The sequence below is a fragment of the Psychrobacter sp. PG1 genome, from assembly GCF_014897815.1.
GTDB lineage: Bacteria > Pseudomonadota > Gammaproteobacteria > Pseudomonadales > Moraxellaceae > Psychrobacter.
Genome location: NZ_JABUZG010000083.1, coordinates 1 through 20,170, shown reverse-complemented (window position 1 = coordinate 20,170; position 20,170 = coordinate 1). Strand labels below are relative to the sequence as shown.

The 20,170-nt window shown below is 43.1% G+C and carries 19 protein-coding genes and 4 tRNA genes; 13 read left to right on the top strand and 10 right to left on the bottom strand.

The window, feature by feature from the left end; all coding sequences use genetic code 11:
* Positions 1-108 precede the first annotated feature (108 nt).
* From lolB to INT03_RS12665, 10 genes are all read left to right on the top strand, one after another.
* Positions 109-741 carry a lipoprotein insertase outer membrane protein LolB gene (gene lolB, locus INT03_RS12710; RefSeq protein ID WP_087814722.1) on the top strand — a complete coding sequence of 211 codons (633 nt, stop codon included), beginning with the start codon at positions 109-111 and terminating at the stop codon, positions 739-741.
* Positions 742-807: 66 nt separating this feature from the next.
* Complete coding sequence (gene ispE, locus INT03_RS12705; protein WP_193009231.1) at positions 808-1,764, top strand: 4-(cytidine 5'-diphospho)-2-C-methyl-D-erythritol kinase; 957 nt, start codon at positions 808-810, stop codon at positions 1,762-1,764.
* Positions 1,765-1,841: 77 nt separating this feature from the next.
* Positions 1,842-2,321: a hypothetical protein gene (locus INT03_RS12700; protein WP_193009230.1), complete on the top strand. Its 480-nt coding sequence runs from the start codon at positions 1,842-1,844 to the stop codon at positions 2,319-2,321.
* A 214-nt stretch (positions 2,322-2,535) separates the two neighbouring features.
* Positions 2,536-2,611, top strand: a tRNA-Gln gene (locus INT03_RS12695).
* Positions 2,612-2,855: 244 nt separating this feature from the next.
* Positions 2,856-2,931 (top strand) — tRNA-Gln (locus INT03_RS12690).
* A gap of 110 nt (positions 2,932-3,041) precedes the next feature.
* The gene (locus INT03_RS12685) at positions 3,042-3,989 is read left to right on the top strand and encodes a ribose-phosphate pyrophosphokinase (protein WP_045452669.1); all 948 of its coding nucleotides are present in this window, start codon (positions 3,042-3,044) and stop codon (positions 3,987-3,989) included.
* A 422-nt stretch (positions 3,990-4,411) separates the two neighbouring features.
* Positions 4,412-5,086, top strand: coding sequence for a 50S ribosomal protein L25/general stress protein Ctc (locus INT03_RS12680; protein ID WP_193009229.1), 675 nt, complete (start codon positions 4,412-4,414; stop codon positions 5,084-5,086).
* A 196-nt stretch (positions 5,087-5,282) separates the two neighbouring features.
* Entirely contained in the window at positions 5,283-5,864 is a 582-nt protein-coding gene (gene pth, locus INT03_RS12675) for an aminoacyl-tRNA hydrolase (RefSeq protein WP_045443276.1), read from the top strand.
* A 100-nt stretch (positions 5,865-5,964) separates the two neighbouring features.
* On the top strand, positions 5,965-6,345 hold the full coding sequence (panD, locus tag INT03_RS12670) for an aspartate 1-decarboxylase (protein ID WP_055123586.1): 381 nt from the start codon (positions 5,965-5,967) through the stop codon (positions 6,343-6,345).
* A gap of 294 nt (positions 6,346-6,639) precedes the next feature.
* Entirely contained in the window at positions 6,640-7,620 is a 981-nt protein-coding gene (locus INT03_RS12665; protein WP_055123587.1) for a calcium/sodium antiporter, read from the top strand.
* A gap of 62 nt (positions 7,621-7,682) precedes the next feature.
* Here INT03_RS12665 and INT03_RS12660 read toward each other — a convergent pair whose 3' ends face one another.
* The 3 genes from INT03_RS12660 to INT03_RS12650 form a co-directional block, all read right to left on the bottom strand.
* Positions 7,683-8,336, bottom strand: coding sequence for an RDD family protein (locus tag INT03_RS12660; protein ID WP_055123588.1), 654 nt, complete (start codon positions 8,334-8,336; stop codon positions 7,683-7,685).
* Between the two features lie 241 nt (positions 8,337-8,577).
* Positions 8,578-8,654 (bottom strand) — tRNA-Arg (locus INT03_RS12655).
* A gap of 187 nt (positions 8,655-8,841) precedes the next feature.
* Positions 8,842-8,931, bottom strand: a tRNA-Ser gene (locus INT03_RS12650).
* Positions 8,932-9,279: 348 nt separating this feature from the next.
* Between INT03_RS12650 and INT03_RS12645 the strand changes: the two genes are divergently transcribed.
* Positions 9,280-10,086 carry a hydroxymethylpyrimidine/phosphomethylpyrimidine kinase gene (locus tag INT03_RS12645; protein WP_193009228.1) on the top strand — a complete coding sequence of 269 codons (807 nt, stop codon included), beginning with the start codon at positions 9,280-9,282 and terminating at the stop codon, positions 10,084-10,086.
* 106 nt (positions 10,087-10,192) lie between these two features.
* On the opposite strand, the gene INT03_RS12640 is transcribed toward INT03_RS12645, so the two are convergent.
* Positions 10,193-10,762 (bottom strand): YggT family protein, encoded by a 570-nt coding sequence (locus tag INT03_RS12640; RefSeq protein ID WP_060490268.1) that lies wholly within the window; start codon positions 10,760-10,762, stop codon positions 10,193-10,195.
* Between the two features lie 152 nt (positions 10,763-10,914).
* On the bottom strand, positions 10,915-11,748 hold the full coding sequence (proC, locus tag INT03_RS12635) for a pyrroline-5-carboxylate reductase (protein ID WP_193009227.1): 834 nt from the start codon (positions 11,746-11,748) through the stop codon (positions 10,915-10,917).
* A gap of 218 nt (positions 11,749-11,966) precedes the next feature.
* On the opposite strand from proC, the gene INT03_RS12630 reads away from it, so the two are divergent.
* Positions 11,967-12,479 carry a GNAT family N-acetyltransferase gene (locus tag INT03_RS12630; RefSeq protein WP_193009226.1) on the top strand — a complete coding sequence of 171 codons (513 nt, stop codon included), beginning with the start codon at positions 11,967-11,969 and terminating at the stop codon, positions 12,477-12,479.
* Between the two features lie 44 nt (positions 12,480-12,523).
* Here the strand turns inward: INT03_RS12630 and tilS are convergent, their stop codons facing one another.
* From tilS to ppx, 3 genes are all read right to left on the bottom strand, one after another.
* Positions 12,524-14,110 carry a tRNA lysidine(34) synthetase TilS gene (tilS, locus tag INT03_RS12625; protein ID WP_193009225.1) on the bottom strand — a complete coding sequence of 529 codons (1,587 nt, stop codon included), beginning with the start codon at positions 14,108-14,110 and terminating at the stop codon, positions 12,524-12,526.
* Between the two features lie 242 nt (positions 14,111-14,352).
* On the bottom strand, positions 14,353-15,156 hold the full coding sequence (locus INT03_RS12620) for an acetyl-CoA carboxylase carboxyltransferase subunit alpha (protein ID WP_055123593.1): 804 nt from the start codon (positions 15,154-15,156) through the stop codon (positions 14,353-14,355).
* Positions 15,157-15,382: 226 nt separating this feature from the next.
* Positions 15,383-16,909, bottom strand: coding sequence for an exopolyphosphatase (gene ppx, locus INT03_RS12615; RefSeq protein ID WP_193009224.1), 1,527 nt, complete (start codon positions 16,907-16,909; stop codon positions 15,383-15,385).
* A gap of 489 nt (positions 16,910-17,398) precedes the next feature.
* Here ppx and INT03_RS12610 point away from each other — a divergent pair, with 489 nt between their 5' ends.
* Complete coding sequence (locus tag INT03_RS12610; protein ID WP_226950240.1) at positions 17,399-17,737, top strand: DUF962 domain-containing protein; 339 nt, start codon at positions 17,399-17,401, stop codon at positions 17,735-17,737.
* 19 nt (positions 17,738-17,756) lie between these two features.
* On the opposite strand, the gene INT03_RS12605 is transcribed toward INT03_RS12610, so the two are convergent.
* Positions 17,757-19,505: an AMP-binding protein gene (locus INT03_RS12605; RefSeq protein ID WP_193009222.1), complete on the bottom strand. Its 1,749-nt coding sequence runs from the start codon at positions 19,503-19,505 to the stop codon at positions 17,757-17,759.
* 227 nt (positions 19,506-19,732) lie between these two features.
* Positions 19,733-20,170 (bottom strand): transposase (locus INT03_RS12600; RefSeq protein ID WP_193009221.1); only part of this gene is annotated, 438 nt, incomplete at its 5' end.

Sequence of the window (20,170 nt, the reverse complement as noted above, 5' to 3'; positions counted from 1 at the left end):
ACTCATAAGATACTAACAGCCACGCATAACTGAGTAACATACAACCATTAAGCTAATCTATTTTCGAAACAATGATTTCGTAAATTTGTCTATCTTTGAGGAAACATCATGTCAGTATTGGTCCATGCTAATAAGCCTAATAAATTGGCGCTATTCGCTGCCGTGACAACCGCGCTCGTCATCACATCTGGTTGTCAATCACTAAAAACAGCCAACGCTACTAACCAACCCAGCACGACTTTACAAGGTCAAAACGCTGAGCCACCGCAAAAGCTTGAGAACTTTAATATCACTGGCAAAATCGGTGTAACGATGCCCGCCAATGACACCACAGGCACTCAAGGTGGTAGTGCGTTCTATGCATGGGGGCAGCAGAATGATCGCTTTGCCATTGAGCTGATCGGCGCGCTCGGTATTGGTAAAACCAACATCGAGTATAATGGTCAAACCGCCACTTTAGTCAGCGAAAAAACAGGTACCTTAACTGCTGATGATCCTGAAACTTTGCTCAAAAAAGCCACAGGTTGGCAAGCACCTATTTCACAAATGCCCTATTGGATATCTGGTCGCCCAGCGCCTTCCGATAGCGCACCACAGCTCGATGATCAAAATCGTTTAATCAGCTCAGTCAATGGTGAATGGACCGCAAGCTTCACCTATAAAGGGTCCGACAAGTTACCAAATAAAATCAGTGCTGTGCTGCCACAAGGCAATAAGGTGGTAATGACGATCAATCATTAAGACGTCACGCAAAAACGATAAAACTTGCTTATTACTTATTACCATAGCCGTCTACAACCAAATATTATGATTAAAAACATAGCCACACTTTCCACCATCACTCGCTTATCACCGGCAAAGATTAATCTGTTTTTGCATATCACAGGTAAGCGTGCTGATGGCTATCATAATTTGCAAACCGTGTTTCGCCTGCTTGATTGGGGAGATTATTTACATTTTTCAGTCACGGATGATGTGGTGATTTCTACGGTAGATAATGCCTTAGATGCCAATGAGCTCTGTCACCAACTTGTAATATTGGCTGGTACAGAGACTATAACTGCCGATATAGAAGACAACTTAATATTTAAAGCAGCGCGTGTATTGCTAGCGGCTGCCATACAGTCAAACACTCTACCTGAGCAGTTAGCACAAGTGCATATCGCTTTAGATAAGCATTTGCCGATGGGTGCAGGCTTGGGTGGCGGCTCATCCAATGCCGCAACGACATTGATGACACTTAATGAAATTTGGAAGCTTAAATTGACGCAAGATGAGCTGATAAAAATTTCTGCCACTATTGGCGCAGATGTGCCGATTTTTATCTTTGGGCAAGATGCGATTGCGATGGGTATTGGAGAGCAGTTAACCGCAATCAAGTTGCCCGACCAGCAATATTTAGTATTGACCCCCAATGCTCACGTTAATACTGCCCAGCTGTTCGCGCATCCTAAATTACAACGTGATATCGCTGTGCTATCGGTTGAGACAATTAAAAATAAACAAGCCGACTATGTACAATATTTAAACACGCCCTATCACAATGTCTTTACGCCAGTGGTGACCAGTCTTGCTCCTGCGGTCAGCGAAGCATTACGTTACTTACAAGGGTTAGAGGCGCAAGCACTCGGCACAGCACGAATGACGGGCTCTGGTAGCGCGGTGTTTTTGCCTTTGGATACAAGCGTGGCTACTGACAAAGCACTTTTAACAAAGTGGATTGAAGAGGCGCCTTGTTCAGGATATGTAGTGGGGAGTTTATAACTGCACAATTTTTTATAGATAGGTGAAAAGGTAAAAGCCGCAAATACTATCAAGCCTAAAGCATTTAAGAGCAAAATATGATCAATCTCGGAAATACAGAAACTATTGCTTTTAAAATATACGAAATGGAAAAGCCATTCATAGTGATGGATATCATTGTGAACTCAGTAAACATCAGTTATCAAGATAATAATTATTATGCGTTTCCACTTGTTAACAATATTAAGAAAGAAATAGAACTTATTACTGATGGCGAATTTCACCTAAACAAAAGCTTGATCAATAAACCGCTAAGCAAGCTACACCATATTTTTTATGAAACTGAAACTGGAGTGTACGATAGCAATAGTGAAAGAACTAACTTTTTGTTCTATGACTTATCTACTAACAAATCTCTATTTTACGTTTACCAAGAAGATGAATGTCTGATATTTTTTGGGAAATTTTTTGATAGTAATAATACTATCACTTCAAGAATAAAGAAAAGTGAGTTCTTAGCTACATTGCTAAAGCTGTTGCATACAGTTGAGTCTTACGCTACTCCTCGGAACATATAAAACTATTTCGGAATTCCTATACCAGACACACTAGTCTCAAGCTCACTAATATAGCCCCATGAGAGAATATAAGTAAGGCATAAATCCTTATTACCGACTTTCACCATATACCTATCGAAATCATACCGTCCTTGATGAATTAAGAATAAATACTAGAAAAAGGCACAAATGACTTGCAAATTCTGAAAATTTAATTATAATAGGTCGCCTCAATAGGGGTATAGCCAAGTTGGTAAGGCATCAGGTTTTGATCCTGACATCCGTTGGTTCGAGTCCAGCTACCCCTGCCATTTTTTAGTACGAAGCGTTTGATATGCAGTGATCATAGGTGGTTTATAAATAGCCGCTTATCTTATTGACATTGACAACGTTATCCCAGTTTCGGTATAGTTCGCAATGGACACCGCTAGGGAACAGTTATGTTTTAAATGGTTTATCCGTTTATAATATAGAGAACAGGTCGTGACGCTATTCTAACAATGACTTTTATTAAAAGTTGCTATTAGATATCGACGTACACAGCCTAGACATTACAGGGGTATAGCCAAGTTGGTAAGGCATCAGGTTTTGATCCTGACATCCGTTGGTTCGAGTCCAGCTACCCCTGCCATTTTTTACTGTAATAGTAGTCATCAAAACTTTTCACCACTCTTTTCTGAATTTGAGCAGTTTGACACTGCTTAGCGGTCGCTGCTTGAGTCAATCAATAGGACTTCTGTCATGCCTTATTTGGCGATTTTTACGGGTAATGCCCACCCTGAATTAGCAAAAACCGTAGCCGATCATCTCCATATACCTCTTGGTAAAGCTGATATCACGCGTTTTTCTGATGGCGAAATCGCCGTAGAAATCAAAGAACACGTGCGCGGTAAAGACGTGTTTATCATGCAGCCAACTTGTGCACCAACCAATGACAATTTGATGGAAATCATGATGATGGCCGATGCGCTGCGTCGCTCTAGTGCGGGTCGTATCACAGCCGTTATGCCGTATTTTGGTTATGCTCGTCAAGACCGTCGTCCTCGTTCAGCTCGTGTGCCTATCTCGGCTAAAGTCGTCGCTGATATGCTGAACATCGTGAGTATCGATCGCGTGATGACGGTTGATTTGCACTCAGATCAGATTCAAGGCTTCTTTGACATTCCTGTAGACAATATCTACGGCACGCCTGTATTGCTTAACGACCTACAAAAACAAGATTACGACAACATCATGGTCGTCTCTCCTGACGTCGGCGGCGTGGTGCGTGCGCGTGCTATGGCTAAACAGTTGGGCGATACTGACATGGCGATTATCGATAAACGCCGTGCCCGTGCCAATGAGTCGCAAGTCATGCACATCATCGGCGATGTTCGTGACCGTGATTGCGTCATCGTTGATGATATGGTTGATACCGCAGGTACGCTATGTAAAGCAGCTGAAGCATTGAAAGCAAACGGTGCACGTCGCGTATTGGCTTATATTACGCACCCTGTCCTATCAGGCAACGCACTACAAAATATCAGCGAATCTGCGCTAGACGAAGTCGTTGTTACCGATACGATTCCATTGTCTGAAGCGGCAAAAGCCTGTAGCAAAATCCGCCAAGTGAGTATCGCACCGATGCTTGCTGAAAGCTTACGCCGTATCAATAACGAAGAATCTATCAGCGCCATGTTTGACGCTTAGATTTTTAATGAGCACTCGCTCTACTTTCTGTTGGCAATGCTCGTTATAAAACACTGCTTAAGTTTAAAAAAAAGCGTCAAGTATTCTTACTTGACGCTTTTTTTGCCTATTGGTGTTGCACAGTCATTTTGCGTAGGTCTTTATTATTACTACAAAATCACGTATAATGCGCGCCTGTGCCAACCATTTGTTCGATTTAATTAGGTTGGCATTCTCAAAAGTGCTGATCATGCCCAAAAGTAACGATTGTCATGATAATGACTATCCAAAAAATCGTTATGATGAGCAAATGGCTACATTTAAAAATTGTGAATTTTATTAGCAATCATAAATGTTAGCTATCATCACGTATTAGTGGATTGGTCGCAAATCCACTTTTTTATGACCAGACACTTCATCATTCTTTTTATAGGATTATATCCATGAGCATTAATCATTTTGAACTAAACGCTGTTGATCGTTCTGCTGAGCAACAAGGTAAAGGTGCGAGCCGCCGCCTACGTAAGCAGAATCTAGTTCCTGCTATCATCTATGGTGGTAACGAAGAGCCAACGTCTATCTCTATCAAGATCAACGAGCTAGTAAAGTCACTTGAATTCGAAGCTTTCTTCTCACACATTTTGACAATCAATGTTGATGGCGTAGAGCATCAAGCGGTTATCAAAGACTTGCAACGCCATCCAGCTAAAGGCTTCCCAATGCATGCTGATTTCCAGCGCGTTGTAAAAGGTCAGAAAATCAACATGAACGTTCCTGTGCATTTTTCTGGTCGTGAAGAAGCGCCTGGTACTAAAGCTGGTGGTGTTCTATCAACGCTAGTATCTGATATCGAAATCGTTTGCCTACCATCACAATTACCTGAATACCTAGAAATTGACGTATCAGGCATGGAAATCGGTGATCTATTCCGTCTATCAGACATCAAACTACCTGAAGGCGTTATCATCTTTGATCTTGACATGGAAGATGCTCACGACCGTACTATCGTTAACATGCAGCCACCAACGGTTGAAGAAGTTGACACAGACGCTGAAGAAGTTGATGCTGCTGACGTACCTGCTACTGAGCAAGGCACTGAAGACAAAGACGGCGAATAATAAACCACGGTTACATAGAGCACGCAATCTAGCGTCCGCTATGTAATACAAGGTTTGTTTAGTCAAAAAACAGCAGGTGATAAATATCTCCTGCTGTTTTTGTAAGTAAGGTTTGAAAAATAACAGATATGCTATGAATAAATAGCATAATCGCAAACCTTATGCCTCATTTATTCAATTTAAGCAGGGTATTTTTATGGCCATAAAGCTTATTGTCGGTCTTGGTAATCCTGGTCAGCAGTATATGTTTACACGTCATAATGCAGGGTTTTGGTTTGTCCATCACTTGGCTCAGCAGTTCAACATTACCCTCTCTCATGATAAAAAGTTTCATGGAATCACAGGACGTGGGCAGATTCATGGGCATGACGTACGTCTATTGATGCCGCTCACCTTTATGAATAAGTCTGGTCAGTCAGTGGTGCCGATGGTGAAATTTTATGGCATTGAAAATGATGAGTTACTGATTGCTCATGATGAGCTCGATATTCCAGCTGGCAGCATCAAACTTAAGACGAATGGCGGTCATGGCGGTCATAATGGTCTGCGTGATATCACCCCTCATATCGGCAACGACTTCCATCGTTTGCGTATTGGTATTGGTCATCCTGGTCATAAGTCTAAAGTTAGTGGTCATGTGCTCTCAAAAGCTGCGCCCGATGAACAGATTGCCATTGATAGCGCTCTGACAGCAGCGTTTGAGGCGCTACCATTATTACTAAATGGCGATATTGAAAAAGCACGTTCACAAATTAATGGCTTCAAACTACCAGAATAAAATCATGCTTTAACTATAATAGCCTTTTATTTTAGCAAGTTATCCCCCATTAACCTTTTGATTTGAATCATTAATCTCAGTTACGCTAAGGAAGCAACCTATGCTACTTAATATGCTTAAATGCAAATTACACCGTGCTCGTGTCACCCATGCCGAACTTCATTACGAAGGCTCATGCGGTATCGATGGTGATTTATTGGATCTTGCTGGTCTGCGCGAAAATGAGTCTATCGATATCTACAATGTGACCAATGGCAAGCGCTTTCGCACCTACGCTATCCGCGCTGAAGCGGGTTCTGGTATCATCTCGCTAAATGGTGCGGCGGCTCACATGGCAGATTTAGGCGACATCGTTATCATCTGTGCCTATGCTCATTTTGATGAAGAAGAAGCGGCAACTTACCAGCCAAAACTGGTGTATTGCAACGAAGATAACACCGTAAAAGACACAGCAAACATCATTCCGGTACAAGTGGCTTAAAGCACCAGAACACCGAAGATTTTTGGATAAAGCAAGGATAAATAATCGACTAAGCTGTTGAAGTTATTCTTATTATCCAACCAAAACCGCTATGCTAATATGAGAGCTGAATCTCCATTCTGATTCAGCTTTTTTTATGCCATTTTTATATGGCAAATTCACATTTTATACCACTCTTAAAAGATGAAGTCGTCAGAAAAATAAATGTCAGCGCTATGTTTTTAAGCTAAATGAATTTGACACGGCTAAGCGTATTTTTAGGTTTGGTATTAACACTAATAAGGAAACAAACTGATGTGGTTGGCAGTTATTGCAGTATTGATCGGACTAGCTATTCTTGTTTGGAGTGCAGACCTTTTTGTTGATGGCGCCACTGCCTTAGCAAAAAAATTCAACGTTCCCAGTTTCTTAATAGGTGTGTTGATTTTGGGTGTCGGTACATCCGCCCCTGAGATGGTCGTGTCGGTATTGGCGGCACTAGAAGGCAGCCCTGATTTGGCATTAGGCAACGCTTATGGCTCAAATATCATCAATATTGCGCTGGTACTGGGCGCAACCGTATTGATTAGCCCTATTATCATTCGTAAGGGCATCATCAAGCGTGATTTACCTCTATTGGTATTGATTACTATGGTCGCCGCATGGCAGCTGCGTGATGGGCAATTAGACCAAGCAGATGGTATTGTGTTGATAGCACTGCTGGTGGTGACTTTAGGCATTCAGATTGTACTAAGCTTACGTGAAGGCAACCATGAGCACGAAGGAGAACCCATAGCAGAAAGCGTTGATGCTGAACACATCGAGCAAACCTTAACACGGGGACTCATCAGCTTAGTTATCGGTATGCTTTTACTGGTCATTAGCTCGCGGGCTATAGTTTGGGGTGCAGTAGAATTGGCAACGCTGTGGGGCGTTAGCGAACTGGTGATTGGATTGACGATTGTTGCTGTGGGGACATCGTTACCTGAGCTGGTATCGAGCTTATCAGCTGCCCGTAAAGGCGAACACGACATGGCACTGGGTAATATTATTGGCTCTAATATATTTAACACCTTGGGCGTCGTTGGTCTCGCAGCGCTTATAGCGCCAATCACAGTCAGTCCAATCATCTTATCACGCGATATAGTGGCGATGGGATTGGTCACCTTATTACTCTTGGTATTGTGCGGGTTTGCCTTTATGAGTAAGCGTCCATTCGGTCGCACTTCTGGGTCAACTTTGGTCTTATTCTTTGTCGGCTATACTTTATGGCTAATACAAACTGTTAACCTGTAACGCTCAGAGTGTATTAACAGACCTCAAAATGTATGAACAGACTATGGCGATGATAATGTGGTTTATTTTCCTTGCTTGCGATTTCTAATCACCCGCCATAGTCCTTCATTCTCTGTTTTTGGCATTTTTAAGGTAATGGTATTCGATAGCATATCTTGCACTGCGAGACCACGTGGGTTAAAGAGGCAAAAAGCATAGTTAAAGACAAAGCCCAAAAAGGCACTGGTCAATAAAACAGCACGCGAGCCATCGATGACACTACCAATGATACCAAATATAACTGGCATGATACTGGCCGCTAAAATCCGCTTAAATGACTGTCCCCACGTTAGCAAATGACCATTACTATTGACCGTCTTTAACCGCCAAGTCTGCATACCTAATGTCTGTCCACCGCGACGCCAAAATATCCCATAGAATCCTACTAACGTCAGTATAAAAGACGGCGTCATAATCACGTTTTGATACCACGTTGGCAGCGACTGCGCTTGTGACGACTCGCTACCCGTCTCCATCGTGATAAGTGTACCAATCACGGTTAGCAGGGTACCGACCAAAAACAACAACGCTAAAATTAACATACCATCATAGAGAATGGCTGCCATACGGGTGCCAGGTTTAGCAATCGTTAGCTCTTCAACGTCAGAGGCATGGTGTGCTGATGCTTTCGTTTTAGCAGCAGATTTGGTAGGTCGTTTAGGTAAACTTTTTGACATGGTACAAGCTCATAGCAAGCAGTGAATAGTGGCTCTATTGTACCGTAATTCACTGTCTTATCGTACATTATCCTAAGATGCCGTAAGTCATATAACAATGTGGTATAACCATGTCGTATGACTCATCAGCTCATAAGACTATCACACAGAAATTGCAGACATAAAAAAATCGCCAAATTGTCATAAGACAGGCGATTATTTTAAGGTTTCTTTAACTGGGTTAAAGAAGTGATGATGCAAATGGTGCGCTTGGAGAGATTCGAACTCCCGACCCCTTAGTTCGTAGCCAAGTGCTCTATCCAACTGAGCTACAAGCGCGTACTTTGCACATCATTTACTGCGTTGTTAAGAAACAATTGCAGCAAATTAGGTTGGTTATTATATAGATAATTTCGCTTGTGTCAATATCTTTTTTTATTAAAATCAAATTATTTTTTGCTTTAATAAAACAGAAGATTATTAACGCTTTTATGCTGCGTCACTACTCTACTAAAAACCGAATAAATGGAGGTGAAGGAGGGATTCGAACCCTCGATACGCGCAAACGTATGGTTCCTTAGCAGGGAACTGGTTTCAGCCACTCACCCACTTCACCAAACGACGTAAGACTTTTTAAGTTCTAAAAAATAGTATTATTGCTGATAATACGTCTTATCCCGTGGGCGAGTATTATAGCAAAGCCAAAACGAATTGCAAGCACTGTCTACAAATTTAATGCAGTTTTTATCATATTTATTTCTTTATGGGGTTTCATAGCCTCTTGAGCAGCTCAAATATCAATAAAAACCAGTAAAAACGATGTTTAAGTTAGTCAGCACGCTCTGGGTTGTTGTTAATTGATGGATGGATTGTCTATATACCATCTCTCACCTACTATGGCTTTTTTAGCAGTGGGTGTCTATAGTATTTGTTACTCATTGTAGATTATGTCAAAGGAATTTTTATGCGACCAGTGGTACTGTGTTTTTCAGGATTAGATCCCTCAGGCGGCGCTGGATTACAAGCGGATATAGAGGCCATCGGTCAAGCAGGTGCGCATGCTGCCATTGCTTGTACAGCTATTACCATACAAAACTCGCAGCAAGTCTTTGGGTTTGAAGCTTGTGCAGCAAATTTGGTAAAGGATCAGGCCACCGCAGTGCTCGATGATTTGCCTGTTGCAGCTATTAAGTCAGGTATGTTGGGTACGACTGATAATATCGCTATGCTGACTCAATTGTTTGCCGAGCGCCTTATCACCGCTGATACGCCATTTGTATTAGATCCCGTATTGGTTGCCAATAGTGGTGGCAGTTTGGGCGATGAAAAGACGCTCGTTAGCGCATTTAGAGAGCTGTTACCATACGCGACCCTTATCACACCGAATACTCATGAGCTACGCGCATTAAGTGGTGAGCAAGACTTACATATTGGCGCGCAAAAACTATGCGCCCAAGGCACCTATGCCGTATTGGTAAAAACCTCACATGACTTTGATAGCGGCGATATAGAGCAGTATTTGTACATAAAGGGTGAGATGGTACATAAAAGCACCTTGCCGCGCTTAACGGGCGAATTTCATGGCTCTGGCTGTTCGCTTGCCAGCTTTATCGCTGGACGCTTAGCAATGGGTGATGCGCTTATCGATGCAGTAAAGGCAGCAGACAGCTGGATTACCCAGACGCTGCGTGCCGCTGATGTGCCGCACCCTAATAATGAGCAAGCCCAATTAATACCCAATCGTTTTATAGACTTTCAGTATAACCTCTAAATAAGCAATAAAAAAAGGGCGCTCTATATCTCGTAGAGCGCCCTTTTTTAGATAGCTATTGGTAATTTTAGATAACAGGTTTCAAGTGACTATTAATTAATCCAGCTCAACCCAACATCGGCATGAAGCTCGCGGCAAAGCCACCAATAAACATCTCAAGCAAAATAAAAGCAATGAATGCGACCATTGGTGATAAATCAATCATACCCAAGTTTGGCGTGATTCGACGAAATGGTGCCAAGATTGGCTCCGCTAAATTGACAATGATACCAATAATCGGATGCTGAGATTGGGTAAATACCACAATCCAGCTGACAATTATGGAACCAATGACGAGATAGCGACACATACGTAAAAAGTCTAATACCAAGCTGATAGTACCAGTGAAAAATAACGGTACAGGAGCAATACCTTTATGTGTCAGTGCTGCTTTTCCAGAGATATCGATCAAACGAATCAAAAACATCAGGACAATAGCCGCAATACTGATACGCCCTTGCCCGACGGTTGGGAAAATACGCCCAAACACATCGACAATGTGCGTTGCTTTGTAGGCAGGCGCAATCATGGGGTTGCTGGCATCCATCCCTGCAAATTGCAGCATAAAGCGAATAAACACCAACATCATGGCGAAGGTGGTGACCAAATCAAAGATTTGAAATAACATGTTGTTCATGAAGTGCTACTCAATGTGACATTATTAACAGGTTTTGGGATGACGACTGTCATTACTAGGTGCTTGGTATTAGTGCTTAATATTGGTGCTTAGTATTACGGCTCAGGCGCGTCATTCGCTTGTAGCAAATAATGCGCCTGATATATGGATGATTATTTACTCATCTCTTCACTCAAGGCTTGGCTACGGTCATAGCAAGCCTGCATAGCCTCAACGATTTGACCACCAATATCATTGGCTTGCATTGACTCAACGGCGGCTTGGGTTGTCCCATTTGGCGAGGTGACCTTGCGACGCAATTCAGCAGGTGCATCCTCACTATTCATCGCCATTTTTGCCGCGCCTAGCATGGTTTGCATCGCCAATGCTGAAGCCTGCTCTTTATCCAAACCTAAAGCCACTGCCCCGTCAATCATGGATTCAATAAAGTAAAACATATATGCTGGTGCTGACCCTGATACGGCGGTTACCGCATGCATGTGTTCTTCATTATCGACCCACATGACCAAACCTGATGCTTCCATCACCGCCGTTGCTAATTGCTTTTGTTCAGCAGAAATATTATCAGTACCGTACAGACCCGTTGCGCCCATTTGAATCATTGCAGGGGTATTTGGCATCGCCCGGACGATATTGTCATAGCCACCCAACATGTCAGATAAAAGCTCAGTCGACAAACCTGCTGCCACTGAAATCACCAGCTGCTTGTCTAAGGCATCTGCAAAGCTACTGACCACTGCTTTCATCACTTGCGGTTTGACCGCCAGCACCACAATGTCAGCATCGATAACGGCAGCTTTTGCATCAGCAGTTGGATCAACCGTGTTCAATCCTTTAGCAGCCAATTGCTCGCGCGCTTCACTGCTAGGATCAGCAACGGTAATTACACTCGGTTTGACACCGCAGCTGACAAGCCCGCTAATCAAAGCCTGCGCCATATTTCCGCCACCGATAAAGCTGATTTTCTTATTATCTAATACTGACATACATGTCTCCTATTCAAAAATCCAAAGGTATTCAAACTAACATAATGATAGGTAAAATGACACTCAGTTTACCATACTGCTACTGGCATCGTTTGATAAATTGACGGCATCTAACCCGGCTGTAAGCTCCGTTGAATCACTTAATTGCCATGGACTATTGCACAACCAAACGGTTAAATTAACAAGGGCATTATATAAAATCAGTGACGGAGAGTACTATGTTTTTCATTCGTAAAGCTAACCCAGAGGATTATGCAGATATTGCTAACATTCACTTCAAAAGTTGGCATGTAGCCTATTTAGATTTGCTACCAGCGTCCTATATCAATGATAAAAACAACTTATGTAATAAGACAAAAATGTGGCAGGAGTTGATGGCGCATCCTGATGTTATTGTCTGGATAGCATATGATGCTCATCATCATAATTTGGGGTTTATTGGCTACTTCATTAACAATAAAAATTATGAAATTACTACGTTGTATGTTTTGCCCGACTCCCAAGGATTGGGTATAGGCACTCAATTAATGACAGCATCATTACAAGCTTTCTTAGAATCTCATATCCATGCCCATTTTTATTTATGGGTATTAGAAAATAATGTGGCTGCTATTGATTTCTATCAAAAATTTGGCTTTGTAGCTAATGGCGAAAAGAGTGAAGAATGCTACAAAAGCACGCAAATAATAGATATCAAAATGGTTAAAAAACTTGATGCCCTGATGCCCTGATGACTTGATGGCCTAGCCCTAGATAACCTGACCTCCTAAAAAGTTTAGGTTACAAATATTAAAAAAGCGTTATTGATGCTTAGACTGTTTCTAATAACATTGCTTCTAATAGCACTTTCTAAAACACCAGTATTGTCTGGTGTGCCTGTCAGCGATTTACTCGTCCCTAGTATCCAGCTCTCAAAAGGTGAAACCAGCAATAATGGCCACTCTTTATCCTGCTGTACGGATACGGCACTGACCACCACCAAACTCTCTCGCAACCATACAGGTACACCAAGCGTTTGATATAGTTTTTTGCCCGCTTGTGGACGTGATGCCAATGCAGTTTGCACACGCTGCTGACGACCTAATGGTGCGAAGGTAATCTCAAACTTCTCACCATCTTGGTCGCTGTCTAATAGCTCTACCAAGGCATCTGGTATCATTTGCACTTGCCAAATAAAGTTATCATCACTACGTAAGGTAACTGACACAGGCTGAGCAGCCGCTGAATACGCATCAGCCACCACAAGATTAGATAAGGGTTGAATCTGTTTGGTAAGCGGTAATGCTAACCACTTGCTCCACTCAGTGCTTAAACGGTAAAGCTGCTGACGGTAGCGGCAAATCGTATAGGACTGCTTGCGAGCTTGCCAAAAAAGCGCCGTTTGGTGATCAGGATCTTTACGTTGGCTTAGCATAAATACATCATCGACCAGCTGCTTAGCAGGCGGTAACGGTTCATCTTGACCAAGCCAATGATGCAATAGTTGCCGCTGACGGTAAATGGGTAATGCTTGTAGCTTGTCTATATTTAGCACACGCTGGGCAGACGATAGCTGTAATGATGCTACCTCTATCTGCTGTAAATCTTCTGCCGCTTGTGCATTGATTATCAATTGGGCATCACGCAATAGCTGTGCGCTACGGGCAATATTGTCAATGACATTAGAATTATAGGTCGCCAATACTGGCATGATGTCGAGGCGTAGCCCACTACGTACATTATCGCCAGCATCATTGGTTGGGTCATCGATATAAGGGAGCTTTAGGCGCTGAGCATAACTGCTGATATTGCCGCGTTTGACCGTCAGCCAAGGTCGCCATAATGCCATACGCTGTGCGCCCTGCGTTTGGATACGCCACGGCTGCATACCCGACAGACCATTCACCCCAGCGCCTTGTATCAGCCGCATCAGCACCGTCTCTGCTTGGTCATCGGCATGATGCGCTAAGAGCAATACATCATCTTGATTGAGTTGCGCTCGCATGACATCATAACGAGCCTGCCTTGCGGCTTGCTCATCATGACCATTCACTTGCGCACGTAAAATCCGACACGGTATCCGCTGCACTGCTGCCCAGTTAGCAACATGCATCGCCCAAGTGTCACTATCTGCTTGTAGACCATGATTCACATGCAGCAATTGCGGAAAAAATGGCAACTTACCTTGGCTATAGAGCTGCACACACAGCGCAGCCAATGCTAATGAATCACGACCACCACTACACGCCAGCCAAATCCGTCGACCGTGCAGCTGTTCACCATATTCAGCCATACTGCTCAATAATGCTTGTGCCAGATCGGCATCGACAGGCAAGTCTGCGATTGGCTTCATAGGATGCGAGAGGATTGCACTGCTGGTCATAATCAGCCTTATTTATTGAGCATACATACATGAATTGACATATCAATGAATCTGCTCATACGTCAGCTACGACATCAGTTACTGCGTCAGTTACTGCGTCAGTTACAGCCTATATTAACAGCCACAAAAAAACGCGCCATAAAATGACACGTTTTTATTTTAGCATTAAGACTCAGTCTCTAATATGAAAAGCTTTGTGTCCATGAATTGAAGCTTAGTAACAGAGGTGTCATAGCAAGCAATTAGGCAGGCAACATCACTTCTGAGTTAAAGGTTTTCAGCTTCTCATAACGCAGCTCACAACGCGCGTGTGCGTCTAAATCTTTAATCTCATCTAACTGCTCAGCAATAAGTGCTTTCAAGGCGATCATGACTGGTTGCGGCTTGATATGCGCGCCTTCACCTTCTTCAATGACGGCATCAATTAGCCCCATTTGATATAAATTAATCGCATTTAATTTCAAGGCTTCACTAGCATCTTGTGCTTTTTCAGCTGTTTTCCACAGGATAGAAGCACAACCTTCCGGAGAGATAACCGAATAAATACTATTTTGTAGCATATTTACTTTGTCACCAACACCAATTGCCAACGCCCCACCTGAGCCGCCTTCACCGATAATGGTCACGATAATAGGCACTTTTAGGCTAGAGAAAACGGCGATACTTTCGGCAATGGCTTGCGCTTGTCCGCGCTCTTCAGCGCCGATACCCGGATAAGCGCCTTGGGTATCGACAAAGGTCATCACAGGGATATTAAAACGCTCAGCCATTTTGACCAAACGAATCACTTTGCGGTAGCCTTCAGGATTGGCCATGCCAAAGTTATGAGCAATACGCTCACGGGTGCTGCGACCGCGATGTTGACCAATTACCATCACAGGCTGACCATCAAAACGCGCCAGACCACCAAGAATGGCTTTGTCATCGGCAAAAGCACGGTCACCGTGCAGCTCATCGAATTCGGTAAACAGCTGATTAACATAGTCCATAAATAATGGACGCTTGGCGTGCCGTGCAAGCTGCACACTATCCCAGACAGTGCTCATAGACGCTTCCCTTTAATAATTATACTTAATGTATTTATGTTTAAGAATAATATCGTTATCGATTTTTAGATAATGAAAGTACAGTTGTAAACTCAATAGAAGCTATAGTAGCACATCTTAAATGGCATGACATTACTGACAAAGCCGCTTTTGTTACGTTAATCTATAGCATACTCATTACAATAGTAACGGCATCATGTTGATCGTCAATGCAAAGCAGCGCTGCCTAGCCCTCAACCACGCTCAGCGTCACGCCCCATTTAGCAAACTGCTCAATCTCAGTATGCAGATCTGGCAATAAGAAAGCATAATGCTCACTGTTATCGGCAACGGTGATTTGCCAGCAATGATCATCCATGGCTCGTAACTGTAATTCTGGTAATTCATAATCGCTGCGGCTGTGATGCGCCAGTACGGCTAAGCGTAGCAGCAGACAAAGATAAACGAGCTGATTACCACCGATAGTACAGGTCTGCTCTAACATGTCAGCCTTGAGCTTACGACGATGATTGAGCATCAGCTGCGCCATACGCTTTTGATCGACTTGCGAGAATCCTGGAATATCAGAATACTCAAGCAAATACGCGCTGTGCTTATGATAACTACTATGACTGATGGCCAATCCTATCTCATGCAAGAAAGCCGCACGTCTGAGTAAATCACAATCATCATTGGTAAGGGCGAGCCTCTCCTTCACTTGCTCAAATAAATGACGACTGGTTTTCACCACTTGTTTAGCTTGTTTTTTGTCCCCTGAATAACGCTTAATCAGCGCCAATACACTGCGGTCACGAACATCTTCGCTGGCAAAGCGTCCAAGCATGTCGTACATCACACCTTCACGTAGTGCACCATCTGAGTAAGTAATGGTATCTACACCCAGCACTTTCATGACTGCACGCAGTACCGCAACGCCTGCTGGAAAGACGGCTTTGCGATGTTCCTTAACGCCTTCTAAATCGATGTCATCGACATTGCCAATTTTAAGCAACAGTTTCTCTAACTTTTTGACACCTTTATAAGTGATGCGCTCTTGCTCATCAGCCCAGCCCTTAGATACCAGCACATTACGTACCGCTTTAATCGTCCCACTCGAGCCAACCACACTACTCCAGCCCAATTTTTGATAACGACCCTGAATCGCTAACACTTCTTTGCGAGCGGCTGATATCGCATTATTAAAGGCTTCTTTCGTGATTTGACCATCGGCAAAGTACTTCTGAGTAAAGGCGACACAGCCCATCTGCAAACTCTCGGTCAATAGCGGATCGAACTCTTGACCAATGATAAACTCTGTCGAACCGCCACCAATATCGATGACCAAACGCTTGTCACTACTGGCATTGGTGTGTGAGACGCCCAAATAAATCAAGCGTGCCTCTTCTCGTCCCGCGATAATCTCAATGGGCTTGGGCAATATTTTATTGGCACGGGCAATAAAGTCATTGGCGTTTTTGGCTTGGCGTAAAGCATTGGTCGCAACCACGCGAATGCGTTCGGGTGGCACCGAATCCAAACGCGCCACAAATCGGCTCAAACAGTCAAGACCTCGCTGTGCAGCTGCCGCACTTAAGATATTATTTTCATCCAAGCCTGCGGCGAGCTGGACTTTTTCAGACATAGAAACGACTTTTCGCACCTCACCATGGTCAAGACGCGCAATGGCGAGATGAAAACTATTGGAACCGATATCAATGGCTGCCATCATTTCATCATCAGCAAGCGGCGGATTTGTAAGGTAGTCAATAGGCATAAGAGGAATCGTTACCGTGTTGGATAAAAGGGAAAGGATATGGGCTAAAAATCAGATGATTAAGTCATATAAACATCATAGCTGCACCAACATCATAGCTGCACCAAATAGTGCTATTTACGCAAAGCGGCTCACGTATTTGACGTAATTTTCGCCATTAAAGCATTTATGCCAAACACTGGCAAGTAACCCAAATGCTAATTAAGCAGCAAGCGCATCATCAACAAAATAACAAATGCGCCATAAACATCCATTGCTTGTGTTAAGGATAGCGTTTTGCTACATTAAAAACGACCAATATTATAATAAATAACAGTTACTTAATGAGCGCCTAGCCGTTTTAGTAAAACAGAAAGCCCTCTAATTACTCGCCCTAATATCTATACTCAAGAAACGATTAGCAAGGAAGCTAAACAAATGAATCAAACGACCACACAAAACACTACCAAAAACGCCGATGCTCAAGCGGTCAGCAATGCTAAAAAAAACATGATGACAACCGTCAGCCCAACAAAGCAAAAATTTTATGACTTCTACTTAGCTGAACATCAAAACATGGCTTGCCGCCGCTTGCCTTTTGCTGGTAGTAGCTTTGGCTTATTGGGACTCGCAAAGTCGGTCAAAACCGCTTCGCCAAAACCATTACTCAAAGGCATCGCTGCTGGATATGCTTGCGCTTGGGTCGGTCATTTTTTCTTTGAAAAAAACAAACCTGCCTCGTTCAAATTTCCTTTAAAAAGCTTTGCTAGCGACTTTCGTATGTACAGTGATGTCCTACGCGGTAGACTCAGCTTAAAAGACCGTAAGTTTGATAAAATCGGACGATAATAACTCGCCCCTAGCCCAACTAACGTAAAGACTTACGTAATATTTTTCCTACCGCCGTTTTGGGCAATTCATCGATAAACTCGTATGACTGCGGGCGTTTATAACCTGTTAAACGCTCGCTTGCGAAGCTTTGTAACTCTTCTACCGTTAGGCTCAAATCTTTTTTAACCACAAACGCCTTGGGTACTTCACCGCTGTGCTCATCTGCAATACCAACCACCGCGACTTCAAGTACTTTCGGATGCTCTGTCAATGCCGCTTCCACTTCGTTTGGATAGACGTTAAATCCTGAAACCAGTATCATGTCTTTTTTGCGATCCACCAGCGTCAAAAATCCATGTTCATCTAGCACACCAATATCACCTGATTTAAAATAGCCATCCTTTGTAAAAGTATCTGCATTGTCTCGTTGCCAATAACCACGCATGACCTGCGGGCCCTTAATACAAACCTCGCCCCGTGTACCTATTGCACAAGCTGCACCCTGTTCATCAATGATTTTAATATCCATCATCGCAAGTGGCAGACCAACGCTACCGTTGAAATGATCTATACCAGGTGGATTAAAAGAGATAACTGGTGCAGTTTCAGACATGCCGTAACCTTCATTGATAATCATACCAGTGACTTGTTGCCACTGATCAGATACGGCTTTGATGATTGCGGTGCCGCCACCGATAGATAGTGCCAAGCGACTAAAATCAAGGTTGGCAAACTTTGGATGATGCAGCATACCAATAAATAAGGTATTAACCGAAGGAATGACATGCGGACGATGCTGCTCGATGGTAGTGACTAGTCCATCGATATCACGCGGATTGGTGACCAATATATCTTCCCAGCCGCCATAAATACCTAGTAAGCCGCAAACGGTAAATGAGAAGATATGATAGAGCGGCAACGGATTCAGTATTTTAATCTGCTCGCTACGACCCGCTTCAATCGCATGACCAAACATCGCATAACACTGACAGACATTGGCCATGACATTGTAATGCGTGAGCATCGCACCTTTTGGCTTGCCAGTCGTGCCACCCGTATATTGCAATAAAGCTAAATCTTCACGCTCGATAGTAACAGGCTGATATTGCTCAGCGTGGTATGCACTCATAATATGGGCAAAGCTTATATTCTGCCCTGAGATATTTTTTGCAGCATTATCGGCTGTGGTTTGGTTGGTTTGATTGAATTGACGAGTAGTATCGGCTGACGGTTCAAGTTGGGTAAGCAAGGCAATATCGTTATCAGCAGGTGCAGCATTCGGATTGACGGAACAATGTACAACCAATGACAGTTGCGCTTTGACTGCATCATCTAACTGATCGTAAGCAGAGGTCATACCATCGAGGACAATCAGCACACTAGCTTGAGCATCCGTCAGCTGATGCGCCAATTCATAATGGGTATACATCGGATTGACATTCACCAATACCGTGCCTGCTCGCAGACAACCAAGTAACACCACGGCATACTGCAATATATTGGGTAATTGCACAGCGACACGGTCGCCTTTACTGATTCCTTGTGCTTGTAAAAAAGCAGCAAAGCGGCGGCTGGCAATATCCAATTGTGCAAAGGTAAGGGTGGCGGGCCCCATACTAAAAGCCACAGAATCACTATGCTGATCTATCTTGGGTTGCAACAAATCTAGCAGGTTGTGCTTTCCCTCTAATACATCTAAATTATTTCTTATTCCATATTTCTCATACGAGGCTTGCCATAGCGGTGGCGTATTACTGCTAGGCATATCATTAGTGCTTGTAGTCATCAGTTAGCATCCTTGCTCAATTATCTTGATTCATCTCAGAATAGCATAATTTATCGTTTATTTTGCAATCACCCAAAGAAGGAATTGTCTTAGTCTTAGCCTTGGTTTTTTCATTTATGCAGTCATCGTCAGAAAATCTTTATCTTTTATAGTGAAAATCACAAAAGGGTAAATATTGGACACAAAAAAACCAGCATGATCTCTCATACTGGTTCTTGTAAGTATAGTTAGTTCAAAATAAAAGTGTTATGACTAGGACAAATATCATAAAACAATTTGGATAAGTCATTTTGCATCCAGCCTTGGCGTAGAAACTTCACCTGTGCCCATTTCTTTTCAATAGGGTTCAAGTCAGGGCTGTACGGCGGCAGCCATAGAATACGATGGCCATGTCTGTTCAGTAGCTTTTGAATGCGTTTGTTCTTATGAAACCGAGCATTATCCATGACTATCACGCATTTGGTTTTAAGACTTGGGATCAGCGTGTGTTTGCACCAGTAGTAGAATGTGATGCTGTTAATATTGTGCTCAAAATAATCTAAGGCAAACAGCATCTTTTCATAGAGAGCACCAATGACATTCGTACGCTTTTTCGCTTGCCAGTTGTAGCGATCAATACAAGGTTTTCCTATCGGTGCATAGCCGTAAGGACGAATGGTTTCAGC